10 protein-coding genes are annotated in these 16951 nt (G+C 69.1%); 7 read left to right on the top strand and 3 right to left on the bottom strand.

Translation table 11 applies throughout. The features are described 5' to 3' along the window. Nucleotides 1-18: 18 nt before the first annotated feature. Both AB0L45_RS06435 and AB0L45_RS06430 read right to left on the bottom strand, forming a co-directional pair. On the bottom strand, nt 19-1500 hold the full coding sequence (locus AB0L45_RS06435) for a glycosyltransferase 87 family protein (protein WP_365836737.1): 1482 nt from the start codon (nt 1498-1500) through the stop codon (nt 19-21). A gap of 106 nt (nt 1501-1606) precedes the next feature. After that, complete coding sequence (locus tag AB0L45_RS06430; RefSeq protein WP_365836735.1) at nt 1607-4303, bottom strand: transglycosylase domain-containing protein; 2697 nt, start codon at nt 4301-4303, stop codon at nt 1607-1609. Between the two features lie 365 nt (nt 4304-4668). Between AB0L45_RS06430 and AB0L45_RS06425 the strand changes: the two genes are divergently transcribed. From AB0L45_RS06425 to AB0L45_RS06410, 4 genes are all read left to right on the top strand, one after another. Further along, nucleotides 4669-5346, top strand: coding sequence for a PadR family transcriptional regulator (locus AB0L45_RS06425; protein ID WP_365836733.1), 678 nt, complete (start codon nt 4669-4671; stop codon nt 5344-5346). Nucleotides 5347-5393: 47 nt separating this feature from the next. Next, nucleotides 5394-6476, top strand: coding sequence for an inositol-3-phosphate synthase (locus AB0L45_RS06420; protein WP_031007752.1), 1083 nt, complete (start codon nt 5394-5396; stop codon nt 6474-6476). Nucleotides 6477-6554: 78 nt separating this feature from the next. After that, nucleotides 6555-7814 carry an MFS transporter gene (locus AB0L45_RS06415; RefSeq protein WP_365836731.1) on the top strand — a complete coding sequence of 420 codons (1260 nt, stop codon included), beginning with the start codon at nt 6555-6557 and terminating at the stop codon, nt 7812-7814. A gap of 437 nt (nt 7815-8251) precedes the next feature. After that, entirely contained in the window at nt 8252-8554 is a 303-nt protein-coding gene (locus tag AB0L45_RS06410; protein ID WP_365836729.1) for a hypothetical protein, read from the top strand. A 66-nt stretch (nt 8555-8620) separates the two neighbouring features. Here AB0L45_RS06410 and AB0L45_RS06405 read toward each other — a convergent pair whose 3' ends face one another. After that, a complete protein-coding gene (locus AB0L45_RS06405; RefSeq protein ID WP_365836727.1) occupies nt 8621-10096 on the bottom strand; it encodes a CCA tRNA nucleotidyltransferase in 1476 nt (491 codons plus the stop codon). A gap of 210 nt (nt 10097-10306) precedes the next feature. Here AB0L45_RS06405 and AB0L45_RS06400 point away from each other — a divergent pair, with 210 nt between their 5' ends. The 3 genes from AB0L45_RS06400 to AB0L45_RS06390 all read left to right on the top strand — a co-directional run bounded on the left by AB0L45_RS06400 (nt 10307) and on the right by AB0L45_RS06390 (nt 16786). Continuing rightward, the gene (locus tag AB0L45_RS06400) at nt 10307-12622 is read left to right on the top strand and encodes a DUF6049 family protein (protein ID WP_365836725.1); all 2316 of its coding nucleotides are present in this window, start codon (nt 10307-10309) and stop codon (nt 12620-12622) included. Between the two features lie 46 nt (nt 12623-12668). Further along, nucleotides 12669-14957: a murein biosynthesis integral membrane protein MurJ gene (murJ, locus tag AB0L45_RS06395; RefSeq protein WP_365836723.1), complete on the top strand. Its 2289-nt coding sequence runs from the start codon at nt 12669-12671 to the stop codon at nt 14955-14957. Nucleotides 14958-15064: 107 nt separating this feature from the next. After that, entirely contained in the window at nt 15065-16786 is a 1722-nt protein-coding gene (locus AB0L45_RS06390; protein WP_365836721.1) for a protein kinase family protein, read from the top strand. The last annotated feature ends 165 nt before the right edge of the window (nt 16787-16951 follow it).

The following is a 16951-nucleotide window of genomic DNA, read 5'->3' as shown; positions in this document are numbered from 1 at the left end:
GTCGCGCTCCTGGAGCCGTCAGTCCCGGGCCGCGCCCCAGCGCACCTGCGGCGCCCCCTCGAACTGCATGGCGTGCCGTGACAGATGGTGCGCACGGCCGAGCACGAAGACGTCCGGTGCGTGGTTCAGCACGCCGCCCGACGGGTCGTCGTCGCCGTCCCTGCGTACGACGTCCCGCTCCGGCAGCAACACGTCGCGCACCACCACGGCACACAGGTACAGCGTCCCCAGCAGGTGCAGCACTATGGCCAGCTGGTAGCCCTCCAGCGGCAGCCCCTGGTGCTTGTCACCGTTGCCCGTGTAGGCCAGGTACAGCCAGATGCCGAGGAAGTACATGACCTCGCACGCCTGCCACACCAGGAAGTCACGCCAGCGGGGCCGTGCCAGCGCGGCGAGCGGGATCAGCCACAGGACGTACTGCGGCGAGTAGACCTTGTTGGTGAGGATGAACAGCGCGACGACCAGGAAGGCGAGCTGCGCGAACCGCGGCCGGCGCGGCGCGTAGAAGGTGAGCAGCGCCAGCGCGCCGCATCCCACGATCATCAGCAGCGTCGCGTAGGTGTTGGCGTCCTCCAGCGGGTTGCCGGTGCGCTGGGAGATGAGCAGCCAGAGCGAACCGAAGTCGATGGGCCGCTCCTGGCTGAAGGTGTAGAACTTCGCCCAGCCCTCCCGGATGTGGAATCCGGACGCGTCGTGCGTGATCATCACCGGTACGTTGACCACCAGCCACGCGGCCACGGTTCCGGCCACGGCCTTGCCGTAGGCGCGCCACTGACCGGCCCGCCAGCACAGTACGAGCAACGGGCCGAGCAGCAGCACCGGATACAGCTTCGCGGCCGTCGCGAGCCCGATGAAGATGCCTGCCGCGAGGGCCCGGCTGCGCGACCACATCAGCATGCCGACGGCGGTCAGTGCGACGGCCAGGAGGTCCCAGTTGATCGTCGCGGTGAGCGCGAGGGCGGGGGAGAGGGCGACCAGGAGGCCGTCCCAGGGGCGCCGGCGGTGGGTGCGTGCCACGCATACGGCGAGGACGGCCGCGCAGGCCATCAGCATGCCGGCGTTGACCAGCCAGTAGATCTGCTCACGTTCCTGGATGGAGCCGCCGTGCGGCGTCAGCCAGGAAGCGACCTCCATGAACACGCCGGTCAGCACCGGGTATTCGAGGTACTCCATGTCGCCGGGCAGTTTGTCGAAGTACGGGATCAGGCCGTCGGCGAAGCCGCGGCCCGCGTACAGGTGGGGGATGTCGGAGTAGCAGGCGTGGGTGTACTGGCTGGTGGCGCCGAAGAACCAGCCGCTTTCGTAGCACGGCAGCTTCTGCACCATGCCGAGCGCGAACATCCCGATCACGACCAGCGCGATGACACGTACCGGACTCCACCAGCCCGTGCCGAACAGCGCGCGCCGCCCGGCAGGGCCGCCGATCAGCTCGCTGCCGGCCGCCGCCACCTCGTCCCGTCGCGTCGGCCGTACCGGCTCGTCCTGTCGCACGCTCGTCATGCGCCCATCCTGCCGTACGGCCCTGGGCCGAACGCGGAGAAGCCCCCGGCCCGTTTTCACGGGTCCGGGGGCTTCTCCGTCACGTTTCACGTGAAACAGTCACCGGTCAGTAGCGGCGTCCACCCGCCCCTCCGCCTCCGCCGGGGTCGCCGAAGATGCCACCTTCGTCGCCTCCGGGCCCGCCGGTACTCGGGTCCGGCGAGGAGGTGGCGCCGCCGGAGTCTCCGCCGCCGGGGCGTCCGCCGATGTCCCCACCGCCGGTCGCTCCACCGTTGTTCCGGCAGTTCAGGTCCCAGTCCGCGCAGGTGTGGGTCGGCTTGGGGCTGGCGGGCGGGGTGGTCGGTGCGCTCTTGGACGGGGTCGGGGTCGGAGAGCTGGGCGGGGGTGCGGACGGGGTGGGCTTCGGGGACGGGCTCATGCCCTCGCCGTAGACCGTCTGGCCGATCGGTCCGGGCTGCGGGAACCGTTCGAGCTTCTTGCCCTTCATGACCTGCGCCATGTAGTCCGCCCAGATGCGGGCCGGGAACGACGCACCGTGGACCTTCTTCTCGCCACCGACGCCGTACATCTTCAAGAACTGCTGCCGTTTGGCCTGGTCGTCCACCCGCCACATGCCGATCGTGGTGGCCAGCTGCTTGGTGTAGCCGGCGAACCACGCCGACTTGTTGTCGTCGGTGGTACCGGTCTTGCCGGCCGCCTCACGCCCGTCGGGCAGCTTCGCCGCGGTACCGGTGCCCTTCTCCACCACGGTCTTCAGTACGTCGGTCACGTTGTCCGCGACCGCCGCGCTGAAGCCCGTCTTGGGCTTCTTGGTGTGCTCGTACTTGGTCTGGCCGTCCTTCTCGACGGACTCGACCGAGTACGGGTCGTCCTGCTGACCGCTGGCGGCGAAGGTGGCGTACGCGCCCGCCAGCCGGATGGCGCTCGGTGCCGAGGTGCCCAGCGAGAAGGCCGGGGTGGTCTTCGCCATGCTCTGGTCGTCGCGGAGGCCCGCGGCGATGGCCGCTTCCTTCACTTTGTCACGGCCGACGTCCATGCCGAGCTGGATGTAGGGGGTGTTCACCGAGAACTGCATGGCGGTGCGGAGAGTGACCTTGCCCTTGTCCTCGTTGCCGTCGTTCGCCTGGTGCCACTCCTTGCCGTCCTTGTCGTGCCAGACGGACCCGTCGTAGTTGAGCAGCTTGAGCTTGTTGTCGCCGTTGTAGATGCTGTTCGGCGACACGCGGGTGCGCCGTTCGGGGTTGTGCCGGTCCCGTACGCCGTCACTCATCGCAGCCGCCAGCACGAACGGCTTGAAGGTCGAACCGACCTGGACGCCGGTGTAGTCCGCGTTGTTCGTGTAGTGCTGGGTCGCGTCCTTGCCGCCGTAGATGGCGACGATCTTGCCAGTGCCCGGTTCAACCGAGGCGCCGCCGAACTGGACGTACTTGTCCACGTCCCGCTTGTCCGGCTTGATGTGCTCCTTGGTGACCTTTTCCACGGACGCCGCGAGCTCGTTGACCTTCTTCTCGTCGAAGGTCGTGTGGATCTCGTAGCCACCCTTCTTGAGCATGGCATCCGTGATCTTGGTGTTGGCCGTGATGTAGTTGTTGGCCAGGTCGACCAGGTAACCCTTCTGGCCACGGAGGTCCATGGCCTTCTTGGGCTCCTTGGGCATCGGGAATTCCTTGATCTTGTCCCGGTCCGCCTTCTGCATCCGCCCGACCTCGACCTCACGGTCCAGCGTCCACTTCCAGCGGAACTCGGCGCGCTTGAGGTTCGCGCCCTTGGTCTCCGTCGTGATGTACGGGTCGTAGAGATTGGGGCCGTTGAGCAGCGCGGCCATGAAGGCGCTCTCGCTCGGAGTGAGCTTGTCGCAGTCCTTGCCGTAGTACGCCCGGGACGCGGCCTGGATGCCGTACGCGCCGCGCCCGTAGTACGCGGTGTTCAGGTAGCCGGCCAGGATGTCGGGCTTCTTCTCCTTGATGCCCACCTTCACCGAGATGAACAGCTCGGTGAGCTTGCGCTTGAGGGTCTGCGACTGGTCGAGGTACGTGTTCTTCACGTACTGCTGGGTGATGGTGGAACCGCTCTGGGTCTCACCGCCTCTGGCCATGTTGAAGACCGCACGCGCGATGCCCATCGGGTCGACACCCGAGTCCTTGTAGAACGAGGCGTTCTCGGCCGAGATCACCGCGTCCTGCATGGTCGAGGGGATGGAGGTGATCGGGACGATCTGGCGGTTGAGCTCACCACCGCCGGCGACGACCATCGGCTTGCCGTTGGCCCAGTAATAGACGTTCTTCTGCAGCAGTGACGCCTTCTGCGGGTCCGGGATGTCCACGTAGGCGAGCGCGAGACCGGACGCACCGACGAGCAGCGCCAGAAGGCCGATGCAGGTACTGAGGACCTGCTTCCACGAAGGCACGAACCGGCGCCAGCCGATCTTTCCGGCCCGCGGGTAGTCGATGAACCGCTTCTTGCCGGGCCTGCCCGCTCCCCGGCCCCGCCCGCGACCGCCTTCGTCGCCACCACCGCCACCGCCGCGGCGGCCACCGCCGCGGCCACCATGGCCACTGCCCGAGGCCATCGCCGCCGTGGTGTCGGAAGATCGTCGTCGGCCGCCGCGCTGTGCGGCGCGGCGGGCCTCGGCTCTGCCACCGCCGGGCCTGTCCTGCCCGTACGCTCCGGTATCGGATCCGGGGGCAGGTGCGGAGCCGCGGGTGGGCGCGGCACGGCGCCCCGATGATTGCTGTGCGGCTCGTCGGGCCGCAGCACGTCCGCCGCCCTGCGGCTGGGGCGGTTTGCGACGGTGCTCGCTCATGGAACGAATACTCCTCGGGCAGGCGCGCTATCTATCTCGTCGCCTGAAGGCGGCAGTTGGCTTCAGGTCCCCCCGACGTACGGCACCCATATGGCTCATGGGGACGCACTACACCGGGGACGGGGACGCCATGTTCCGCCCCACGGTTCCCGGCAGTTTGCATGGCGCACAGACTACGCACGGCCAAAACCTGCCCACTGTTGAAATTCACTCCAAATCAGTCAGGTTGGGTAGAACGAAACGGTGATGTGATGGCGTTCACCGTCCCTCCTCTTGTTCCTTCCGTGGGCCCGATCTATCGTCTGGATGTATCGGATCGATACATCAGCTCGGCATAAAGAACGCACGACATCAAGGAGGCGGGCATGAGCAGGCGGTCCGGCATCCTTGAGTTCGCCGTCCTCGGACTGCTCCGCGAGTCCCCCATGCACGGCTATGAGCTGCGCAAACGACTCAACACCTCGTTGGGGGTCTTCCGTGCGTTCAGCTACGGCACGCTCTACCCCTGCCTGAAGGCACTGGTCGCCAACGGCTGGCTGACCGAGGAGACGGGCGGTTCCGCGGAACCCGCGCCCGCGTCCCTCACCGGCCGCCGGGCGAAGATCGTCTACCGCCTCACGGCGGCGGGGAAGAGCCACTTCGAGGAGCTGCTCGCCCACTCCGGCCCGGACGCGTGGGAGGACGAACACTTCGGCGTCCGCTTCGCCTTCTTCGGGCAGACCTCGCGCGACGTACGGATGCGGGTCCTGGAAGGCCGCCGCAGCCGGCTGGAGGAACGCCTCGAAAAGATGCGCACCTCCCTGGCACGTTCGCGCGAACGGCTGGACGACTACACCCTCGAACTGCAGCGGCACGGAATGGAGTCCGTGGAACGCGAGGTCCGCTGGCTCAACGAGCTGATCGAGAGCGAGCGCGCCGGTCACGACCGGCGCGCCGTGGACCCCGCGGAGCGGGACCAGAAGGACACGTCAGGAGATGCGGGCGGCCTGCCCCGGCGTCGGGGTGGTTCCCGGCCGGATCCGTCCGATGACACCACCACATGAGGTCCCGCGCTCGCGGGGCCTTGTCGAGATCACAGGGAGCAACCGGAATGGGTTCGGTTCGCGTAGCCATCGCCGGCGTGGGCAACTGCGCCGCCTCGCTGGTGCAAGGCGTCGAGTACTACAAGGACGCAGACCCGGACACCCGCGTGCCCGGCCTCATGCACGTGCAGTTCGGTGACTACCACGTGCGGGACATCGAGTTCGTGGCCGCTTTCGACGTCGACGCCAAGAAGGTCGGCCTCGATCTGGCGGACGCCATCGGCGCCAGCGAGAACAACACCATCAAGATCTGCGACGTGCCGAACTCCGGTGTGACCGTCCAGCGCGGTCACACCCTCGACGGCCTGGGCAAGTACTACCGCCAGACCATCGAGGAGTCCGACGAGACGCCGGTGGACATCGTCCAGGTCCTCAAGGACCAGCAGGTCGACGTCCTGGTGTGCTACCTGCCCGTCGGCTCCGAGGACGCCGCGAAGTTCTACGCCCAGTGCGCCATCGACGCCAAGGTCGCCTTCGTCAACGCCCTCCCGGTCTTCATCGCCGGCACCAAGGAGTGGGCGGACAAGTTCACCGAGGCGGGCGTGCCGATCGTCGGTGACGACATCAAGTCCCAGGTCGGCGCCACGATCACGCACCGCGTGATGGCCAAGCTCTTCGAGGACCGGGGCGTCGTCCTGGACCGCACGATGCAGCTGAACGTCGGCGGCAACATGGACTTCAAGAACATGCTGGAGCGGGATCGCCTGGAGTCCAAGAAGATCTCCAAGACCCAGGCCGTCACCTCGCAGATCCGCGACCGTGAGCTGGGCGAGGACAACGTCCACATCGGCCCGTCGGACTACGTCGCCTGGCTGGACGACCGCAAGTGGGCCTACGTGCGCCTGGAGGGCCGTGCCTTCGGTGACGTCCCGCTGAACCTGGAGTACAAGCTGGAGGTCTGGGACTCCCCGAACTCCGCGGGTGTCATCATCGACGCCCTGCGCGCCGCGAAGATCGCCAAGGACCGCGGCATCGGCGGTCCGGTGCTCTCCGCGTCCTCGTACTTCATGAAGTCGCCGCCGGTGCAGTACTTCGACGACGAGGCGCACGCGAACGTCGAGAAGTTCATCAAGGGCGAGGTCGAGCGCTAAGCACCGCGTCCTCCCCCGTGCTCACAGGCCCCCGGAAATTCCGTCCGGGGGCCTGTGAGCTGTGTGAGGCTGGGCCCCATGCCCGTCGTGCGTGACCTCCGCGTACTGCTCCGACTCCGCGACTTCCGCTCCCTGCTGGCCGTACGGCTGCTCTCCCAGGCCGCCGACGGCGTCTATCAGGTCGCGCTCGCCACGTACGTCGTCTTCTCCCCCGAGAAACAGGCATCACCCGCGGCCATCGCCTCCGCCATGGCGGTGCTGCTGCTCCCGTACTCGCTCCTCGGCCCCTTCGCCGGCGTCCTCCTCGACCGCTGGCGGCGCCGGCAGGTGCTGCTGTACGGCAACCTGCTGCGCACCGCACTCGCCGCCGGCACCGCGGCTCTGATCACCGTGCAGGTCCCGGACTGGCTCTTCTACGCGTCGGCCCTCTCCGTCATGGCCGTCAACCGCTTCGTGCTGGCCGGGCTCTCGGCCGCCCTGCCCCGTGTGGTCGACGGCACGGAGCAGCTGGTGATGGCCAACTCCCTGTCCCCGACCGCCGGCACCCTCGCGACCACCGCGGGCGGCGGCCTCGCCTTTGCCGCCCGGCTCGCGGGCATCGAGTCGAACTCGGTCGTCGTGGTGCTGGCAGCGGCTCTCTACCTCTGTGCTGCCGGCGTCTCGCTGCGGATGGCCCCCGGACTGCTCGGCCCGGAGCCTTCGCAGCTCCAGTCACGCCTGGGCGCTGCCTTGTCCAGCACCGCGCGTGGCCTGGTCGACGGCTTGCGCCACCTTGCGGAGCGCCGGACCGCCGCGGCCGCGCTGACAGCGATGACCGCGTTGCGCTTCTGCTACGGAGCGCTGACGGTGACGGTGCTGATGCTGTGCCGGTACGCCTGGTCCGACAGCGAATCGCACGGGCTGGCGCTCCTCGGCATCGCCGTCGGCGTGTCGGGGGCCGGCTTCTTCACCGCCGCGGTGGTCACGCCGCCGGTCGTGGCCCGGTTCGGTCCCCTGGTCTGGATGGCGTGCTGTGCGGGGCTGTCGGCCGTACTGACACCGCCCCTGGGACTGTCCTTCGCGTACGGCCCGATGCTGGTGGCCGCCTTCGTCCTCGGCCTCAGCACGCAGGCTGCCAAGATCTCCACGGACACGGTGGTGCAGTCCTCCGTGGACGACGCCTTCCGCGGCCGCGTCTTCGCCGTCTACGACATGCTCTTCAACGTCGCTTACGTGGGTGCCGCTGCCGTGGCAGCGCTGATGCTGCCCCCGGATGGCCGGTCGAGCCCGCTCATCATCGGCGTCGCGTTGCTCCACGCGGCGACCGCCGCGTCGCTGGTGCGCTTTTTGCGGAGCTAGAGCACCGGCCTTCCGGCACCCCGTCGGCTCCAGAGGCACCTCGCGACCCGATACGTTACGTGCTTCGCACGTTCACATGACGCACATTCATCAGGGGGACCTTCGTGACCATGCCGCCGCCTCCGGGCCAGAACCCGTACGGACAGCATCCCTACGGTCAGAATCCGTACCCGCAGGCGCCGAGCGCACCGTACGGGCAGCCACAGCAGGGACCGAATCCTTACGGGCAGCCTCCGCAGGCTCCCCAGGCGCCGTACGGCCAGCCTCAAGGCGGCTATGCGTATCCGCCGCAGGCGCCACAGCAGCAAGGGGCCCCTTGGCCGCAGGCGGCTCCCCCGCAGCAGCCTTACGGTGTGCCACCTCATCAGGGGCCGGCGCCCCAGCCGCCCAGTCCGCAGCGACCGGACACGGTGGGCCGGAAGGTCACTCGTGTCGTCATGACCCTCGTCGTCATGGCCCTGGTGCTCGGAGGGCTCGCGGCCTTCAACGCCTTCTTCAGCACGGACGCCAACAAGGCAGCCGTCGGTGACTGCATGAAGAACAACGGCACGACCATCCGGCCGGACCTGGAGAAGGTGGACTGCACCGCCTCCGCTGCTGCCTACAAGGTCGCCGAGGTGCACGAGAACACCACCGACGCGAAGCTGTGCGACCTGACGAAGTACAACGCCTACACGGAAGCCACCGGACGCAGGGGCCGCCACAAGATTCTGCTCTGCCTTGAGGACATGAAGAAGTAGGGCAGGGCTGGTTTCACGTGAAACACGACGGCTCCCCGCTGCCGTGTTTCACGTGAAACGACAGACTCAGCTCTGCGCGGCCCACCACTCACGAAGAGCCTCGACAGCCTGGTCCCGCTCCATCGGACCGTTCTCCAGCCGCAGTTCGAGCAGGTGCTTGTACGCCTTGCCGACCGCCGGGCCGGGGCCGACCCCGAGAACCTGCATGATGTCGTTGCCGTCCAGATCCGGCCGGATCGAGTCCAGCTCTTCCTGCTCCTGCAGCCGCGCGATCCGCTCCTCCAGCCCGTCGTAGGCACGGGAGAGCGCGTTGGCCTTGCGCTTGTTGCGGGTGGTGCAGTCCGAACGCGTCAGCTTGTGCAGGCGCTCCAGCTGCGGACCGGCGTCCCGCACGTACCGGCGGACCGCGGAGTCGGTCCACTCGCCCGTCCCGTAACCGTGGAAGCGCAGGTGCAGCTCCACCAGCCGCGAGACATCCTTGGTCATGTCGTTGGAGTACTTCAGCGCGGTCATCCGCTTCTTGGTCATCTTCGCGCCCACGACTTCGTGATGGTGGAAGGAGACCCGGCCGTCACTCTCGAAGCGCCGCGTCTTCGGCTTGCCGATGTCGTGCAGCAGCGCCGCCAGCCGCAGCACCAGGTCCGGGCCGTCCTCTTCGAGGTCGATGGCCTGCTCCAGCACCGTCAGGGAGTGCTCGTAGACGTCCTTGTGACGGTGATGTTCGTCACTTTCCAGCCGCAGGGCCGGCAGCTCCGGCAGCACCCGGTCGGCGATCCCCGTGCCGACCAGCAGCCTGAGCCCCTTGCGCGGGTGTGCGCCCAGCAGCAGCTTGTTCAGTTCGTCCCGCACCCGCTCGGCGGAGACGATGTCGATGCGCTCCGCCATGGCCTTCATGGCCGAGACGACGTCATCGGCCACCTCGAAGTCCAGCTGGGCCGCGAACCGGGCAGCCCGCATCATCCGCAGCGGGTCGTCGGAGAACGACTCCTCCGGCGTCCCCGGCGTCCGCAGGACGCGCTCCGCCAGGTCCTCCAGGCCGTTGTGCGGATCGATGAACTCCTTCTGCGGCAGCGCCACCGCCATGGCGTTCACCGTGAAGTCCCGGCGCACCAGGTCCTGCTCGATGGAGTCGCCGTAGGACACCTTGGGCTTGCGCGAGGTCCGGTCGTACGCCTCGGAGCGGTACGTGGTGATCTCGATGTCGAACGAGTCCTTCTTGCACCCGACCGTGCCGAAGGCGATACCGACCTCCCACAGCGCGTCCGCCCACGGCCGCACGATCCGCAGCACGTCCTCGGGGCGGGCATCGGTGGTGAAGTCCAGGTCGTTGCCGAGCCGGCCGAGCAGCGCGTCCCGCACCGACCCGCCGACCAGGGCAAGCGTGAACCCGGCCTCCTGGAAGCGGCGGGCCAGGTCGTCCGCGACGGGGGACACCCGCAACAGTTCGCTGACGGCACGGCGCTGCACCTGGCTCAGCGCGTTCGTCGACTGCGAGGTCCGCTCGGACTGCGGGGCGAGGAAGTCATTGTTGGCGTTCGGCACAACAGAACAGGGTACGTGTCCGCGTCCGGCGAAGCCTCCTGTCGCCCGCCCCGCCGGGCATCCGTACGGAATCAGGACACGGCCCGTGCCCGGCGGGCCGACGGGCGATCTTGTGGAGCAGTCCCCAGCACTTCAGCACAGCGGGTCTCGTTACCATGCGTGGACGCACATTCCGACGACCACTGACGACGACGAGGGACGGGCGAACGCGTGGCCGAGGCGGCAGGGTTCCAGGGGAGTGAACGGCCGCGCGGTCGGTGGTTGCGCCGGGCCGCGGCACTGATCGCCGGAGTGCCGTTGCTGGCGGCGGCGCTGCAGTTCCCGGCCGCCCCCGAAGCCCGCGCCGCCGGCCCGCACACCGTCGACGTCTCCATCGACGCGCTCACCCCCACCGTGCCGAAGAAGGACGACACCCTCACCGTCTCCGGCACGCTCACCAACCGCAGCGACTCCGCCATCACCGACGCGCACGTGGGCCTGCGGCGGGGCCAGGCCCTCACCAGCCGCAGCGCCATCGACACGGCCGCCAAGCGCACCGGCTTCGCGCCCGGCGCGGACGGCGAGGAGATCCAGAACCGCACACAGAAGATCGACAAGCTGGCCCCGGGCGTCAGTCGCACCTTCACCCTCCACGTGCCGGTCAAGGACCTCGACCTGGGTGGAGACGGGGTCTACCAGCTCGGTGTCTCCCTGTCCGGCCGGGCCGACGGCTCCTCGTACGAGCAGGTGCTCGGCGTCCAGCGGACGTTCCTGCCCTGGCAGACCTCCGACGTGGCGAAGAAGACCCAGCTCACGTACCTGTGGCCGCTGATCTCCTCGACGCACCTCACCGCGGAGACCGACGCGGACGCGGAACAGACGCCCGTCTTCCGCAACGACAACCTGGCCGCGGAGATCGCCCCCGGCGGACGGCTCCAGCAGCTCGTGGCGCTCGGCAAGGACCTCCCCGTCACCTTCGTCATCGACCCCGACGTGCTCGCCTCCGTCGACGCGATGACCAAGACCTACAAGGTCGAAGGGCCGAACGGGCCCACGGCCGGCAAGAACCAGGCGGTCGCCAAGCAGTGGCTGGGCCAGGTGGAGGAGGCCGTCAAGACCCACGAGGTCGTCGCCCTCCCCTTCGGCGACCCCGACCTGGCCTCCCTCGCCCACCGCGGCAAGGAGGTGCCCAGCGCCCTCGGTCACCTCGGCCCCGCCACGACGCTGGCGGCCACGACCGTGGAGACGATCCTGGGCGTCAAGCCCCGTACCGACTTCGCCTGGCCCGCCGAGGGAGCCGTCGACTCCTCGATCGTCGACGTGGCCACCTCCGGCGGCGCTCACAACATCATCGCCCGCAGTGACAGCTTCCAGGAGAACGACCTCTCCTACAGCCCGACGGCGGTGCGCCCCATCGGCAGCGGAAACACCGCGATCGTCTCGGACGCGCGGCTGTCCACCGCCTTCGAGGGCGACCTGTCCAAAGCCGAGAACGCCACCCTCGCCGTCCAGGAGTTCCTCGCCCAGAGCCTGATGGTCAACGGCCAGGAGCCCGAGCGGCAGCGCAACCTCGTCGTCGCCCCGCAGCGCACCCCCTCGGTCAGCCAGGCCCAGGCGATGGCCGCCGGCGTGAAGAACCTGGTGCCCGGACGCTGGGCCGAACCGCTGAACCTGGCGGGTGCCGCCAAGGCCGCGCCCGACCCGAACGCCAGCCGCGACGTGCCCAGCAGCTCCGCGTACCCGGCCGCGCTGCGCAAGCAGGAACTGCCGACCGCGGCCTTCGAGGAGATTCAGGCGACCCAGACCACGCTGGACGACTTCGAGCCCGTGCTGTCCCAGCCCAGCCGGGTGGTGACGCCGTTCGGCAGCGCCATCATGCGGGAGATGTCGACCGAGTGGCGGGGGGACGAGACGGGTGCCGCGGCCTTCCGCGACTCCGTGCGCACCTACCTCGACGGCCTGACGAAGAACGTGCAGCTGATCCAGAAGTCGGACGCCACGCTCTCCGGGCGCAGCGCGACCATTCCGGTGACGGTGCAGAACAACCTGGTCCAGGGCGTGAAGGACCTGACGCTGGAACTCACGTCCTCGCAGCCCAACCGCCTCGACACGGGTGAGCCGCAGGAGATCACGGTCGACGGCGGCCACAGCCAGTCGTTCAAGTTCGACACGACGGCGAACGCCAACGGTCCGGTGCAGGTGACGGCGCAGCTCTACACCTCCGAGGGCAAGCCGTACGGCCGGCCGATGACCTTCCAGGTCAACGTCACCGAGATCACCTCGACGATCATGCTGGTCATCGCGGGCGGTGTGCTGCTGCTCGTCCTGGCCGGCGTACGGATCTACCTCCAGCGCAAGCGGGCCGGCCGGCACGACGAGGAGGGGACCGACGGCGGCGAGGGTGCCGACGAGCCCGACGGGACCGGCGACGGCAGCGGTGACGGCGGAACGAACGGTGACAAGCCGGTGCAGGCGGGTGACCCGGAGCCGGACACCGGTTCGGGAAGCACGGACCCGTCCGGCTCAGGTGAGAAAGTGGACCGTTGATAGATGGCGGGGCCGGATGGCCGGCGACGGATGAGGTGGGGCAGCGATGAATGCGCCGTACGACGGTGACCGCGGCAGGGGTGCGCACGGCACCCCCGCGGGTCAGGGACCGCCGACACCTCAGGGGCAGCCGCCCCATGACCCATACATGCAGGACGCGTACGCCAACGACCCGTACCGGTCGCAGGACCCCACGACCCAGGATCCGGTGAACGACGTCTTCTACGACCGGTCGGCCCACCCCCCGCCACCCCCCGGTCAAGCCCCGAACCCGCTCTACCAGCAGCCGCCCGCCCCGCAGCACACTCCGGACCCCCAGGTCTGGGCTCCGCCGCCGCCCCCCGAGCCCCAGGGCCCGACCCGGCACCTCCCGTACGGCGACGACGCCGCGACGACGCAGTTCGTGGGCGTGGACGACCTCATCACGCAGGCCGCCGACGAACGCCCGGAGCAGGACGCCTTCGCGCACCTGTACCGCGACCAGCAGCAGCCGTACGAGCCGCAGCGCCCGTACGAGGCACAGAAACCGCACGAAACGCAGCGCCCGCACGAAGCGTCACGGTCGTACGAGCCGCAGCGCCCGTACGAGCCGCAGCAGCCGATGGCGCCGCAGCCGGATCCGGTCGCGCAGACCGCCGCCGTACCGGAGCAGCCGCCGGCGCCCGCGCCGGAACCCGCCGCGCCCGCCAAACGCTCCGGCGGTCGCGCGTCGAGCCTGCTGAAGTCCAGCGCCGTCATGGCCGCGGGCACGCTGGTCTCGCGGATCCTGGGCTTCGTCCGCAACCTCGTCATCGCCGCGGCGATCGGCGTCGGTACCCTCAACGACTCGTACCAGGTCGCCAACACCCTGCCGACGATGATCTACATCCTCGTCGGTGGCGGTGCCCTGAACGCCGTGTTCATCCCGCAGCTCGTGCGGGCCATGAAGAATGACGAGGACGGCGGCGAGGCGTACGCCAACCGCCTCCTGACCCTGGTCACCGTGCTGATGGCCGGTGTCACCACGGTCTGTGTGCTGGCGGCCCCGGTCTTCATCAGCATGATGTCGCCGAAGATCGCCTCCGACCCCGAGCAGATGGACGTCGCGGTCGCCTTCGCGCGGTACTGCCTGCCGACCATGTTCTTCATGGGCGTGCATGTCGTGCTCGGCCAGATCCTCAACGCCCGCGGCCGGTTCGGCGCGATGATGTGGACCCCGGTCCTCAACAACATCATCGTGATCGCCACGTTCGGCGCGTTCATCTGGGTCTTCGGCAGCTTCTCGCAGAGCGGCGTGAGCGCGGGCAACGTCTCCGCCGACGCGATCCGGCTGCTGGGCATCGGCACGCTGCTCGGGCTGACCGTGCAGGCGCTCGCGATGTTCCCCTACCTCCGGGACGCCGGCTTCCGGCTCCGTCCCCGCTTCGACTGGCGTGGTCACGGGCTCGGCAAGGCCGCCCGGCTCGCCAAGTGGACCTTCTTCTTCGTCCTCGCCAACCAGCTCGGCCTGATCGTGGTGACCCAGATCGCCACCTGGGCCGGCTCGGTGGCCGAGAGCGAAGGCCACTCCGGCACCGGTATCACCGCCTACAACTACGCGTTGCAGCTCTGGCAGATGCCGCAGGCCATCATCACCGTCTCGGTCATGACCGCCGTCCTGCCCCGCATCTCCCGGGCCGCCCACGACGGGGACGTCACCGCCGTCCGCGACGACATCTCCTACGGGCTGCGGACCTCGGCGGTGGCCATCGTGCCGTGCGCCTTCGCGTTCGTGGCGCTCGGTGTGCCGATGGCGACGCTGATGTTCTCCAGCGCCGGCGCCGGCGCCACCAACATCGGTTACGTGATCATGGCGTTCGGACTGGGCCTGATCCCGTACTCCGCGCAGTACGTCATCCTGCGGGGTTTCTACGCCTACGAGGACACCCGCACGCCGTTCTTCAACACGGTGATCGTCGCCGCCGTCAACGCGGCAGTCTCCGGGCTGTGCTTCCTCCTCCTGCCGGCCCGCTGGGTCGTGGTCGGCCTCGCGGCTTCCTATGGCCTGGGATACGCCGTCGGCGTCGGTGTGGCCTGGCGGCGCCTGCGCACACGGCTGGGCGGCGACCTGGACGGACCGCACGTCATTCGTACGTACGCCCGGCTCGCCGGTGCCTGCGTACCCGCCGCCCTGGTCGGCGGCGCGGCCGCATACGGAATCACCCTCGCGCTCGGCAGCGGCGTCATCGGTTCGCTGGCCGCCTTGGTCGGTGGTGGTGTCACACTGATCGCCGTCTTCTTCCTCGCCGCGAAGCGGATGCGGGTCGAGGAGATGAACGCCATGGTCGGCATGGTGCGTGCCAAGCTCGGACGCTGAGCGGGCACAACCATCGGCCGCGACCGTGTGTCGTGCATAGTGGCGGTCTGTGGGCACAATTGTCTTGGCTCGTAGAGCCTGCAACGGATGGGGAGGCAGGAACGACGGTGGCGGAACGGAGCACGGCTGCCGTCGACGTGGCCGACACGAGCGGTGACAAACCGCTGACCGCCCAGGCGGGACAGGCCACGAACGACGGTGCGGAGGCCGAGAGCGTAACCGGCACGGACCAGGACACCGCACGCACCGGCGATCAGCCTGCCGCGGTGGCCGACACCAAGCCGCCCGAACTGCACAGCGGCCACAAGCTCGCCAGACGCTACCGCCTGGAGGAGTGCGTCACCCGTCTGGACGGATTCAGCAGCTGGCGTGCGGTCGACGAGAAACTGCGCCGTGCTGTCGGCGTACACATCCTGCCCGCGGACCACCCGCGGGCCCGCCCCGTGCTGTCCGCCGCGCGCTCCGCCGCGCTGCTCGGCGACCCCCGCTTCGTGCAGGTCCTCGACGCCGTCGAGGAGAACGACCTCGTCTACGTCGTGCACGAGTGGCTGCCGGACGCCACGGAACTGACCGCCGTCCTCGCCAACGGCCCGCTCGAACCGCACGACGCGTACCAGCTCGTCAGCCAGGTCTCCCAGGCCATGGCCGCCGCCCACCGGGAAGGCCTGTCCCATCTCAGGCTCAACCCGAGTTCCGTGCTGCGGACCGAGTCCGGGCAGTACCGCATCCGCGGCCTGGCCGTGATGGCCGCGCTGCGCGGCATCACCAGCGAGCACCCGCAGCGCACGGACACCGAGGCGATCGGCGCGCTCCTGTACGCCGCCCTCACCCAGCGCTGGCCGTACGAGAGCGACGCGTACGGCCTGTCGGGGCTGCCCAAGGACATCGGCATGATCCCGCCGGACCAGGTACGGGCCGGAGTGCACCGCGGCCTGTCCGAGCTCGCCATGCGCGCGCTGGTCAACGACGGGGCGACCGCCTCCCGCCAGGAGCCGGCCTGCACCACCCCGGAGGAACTGGCGAAGGCCGTCACAGCCATACCGCGCATCCGTCCTCCGGAGACGTCCTTCACTTCCCCGCCGCCCTACCAGCGCACCGGCTTCCAGCAGGGCTCGTACGGGCAGCCTCCGTCCCGCAACGGCGGCGCGCCCGCGCGGGCCGCGGCCGTGCCCGCCCCGCCGCCTCCGCTGCAGAGCCGCACCGGCCGGGCCCTGAAGTGGTGCGTGTCCGGCCTGCTCATCGCCGCCCTGGGGCTCGGCAGCTGGCAGCTGGCGGACACCCTTCTGCAGAACGAGGGTCCGGACACCCAGGAGAACACCCAGCCCGAAAGCGGTAAGCAGAAGAAGCCCGTTCCGAAGCCGATCAAGATCGACAGCGCCACGGAGTTCTCGCCGCTGTCCAGTTCGCCCGTCGCCGGCTCCCGTGACCCGGCCTCGCACGCCGTGGACGGTGACCCGGGTACCGCGTGGGTCACCTATCAGTTCAGGGGCTGGGCCAACTTCGGCAACCTGCCGAGCCGTGCGGACGGCAGTGGTCTCGTCGTCGACCTCGGAAGCGTCCAGGACGTCTCCGAGGTGCAGGCCAGCATGTACCGGGCGGGGCAGACGGCAGAGGTGCTCGCCGCCGACCCCGCCACCTCGAACCCGACCACGCTCAGCGCCTTCCCGCAGCGCCTCTCGAAGCTGGAGAAGGCCGGCTCCTCGCTGTCCGTGAAGGTCGACAAGCCGGTCAAGACGCGTTACGTCCTGATCCACATCACCGAGCTGCCCAGCGACGGCTCGGGAGACGGGTACCGGGGCGGCATCTCGGAGATCAAGGTCAACGGCTGACCCCTTCGAGCGCCCTTCGTGGGGCGCTCGAAGGGCTTGATCCGCGACCTCGCGGCGGGGGTCGCGGCTTGTGATGGCTGCGGCGGCCCGCCCTCATCTTGCCGACAGGCGGATCTCGCGCGTGAACGCCTTCGTCTCGGGCGGACCGACGGGCGGTACGTCCCC

It is taken from the genome of Streptomyces sp. NPDC052496, from assembly GCF_040679095.1.
Taxonomy (GTDB): domain Bacteria; phylum Actinomycetota; class Actinomycetes; order Streptomycetales; family Streptomycetaceae; genus Streptomyces.
This window is presented reverse-complemented; position numbering and strand designations above follow the sequence as displayed.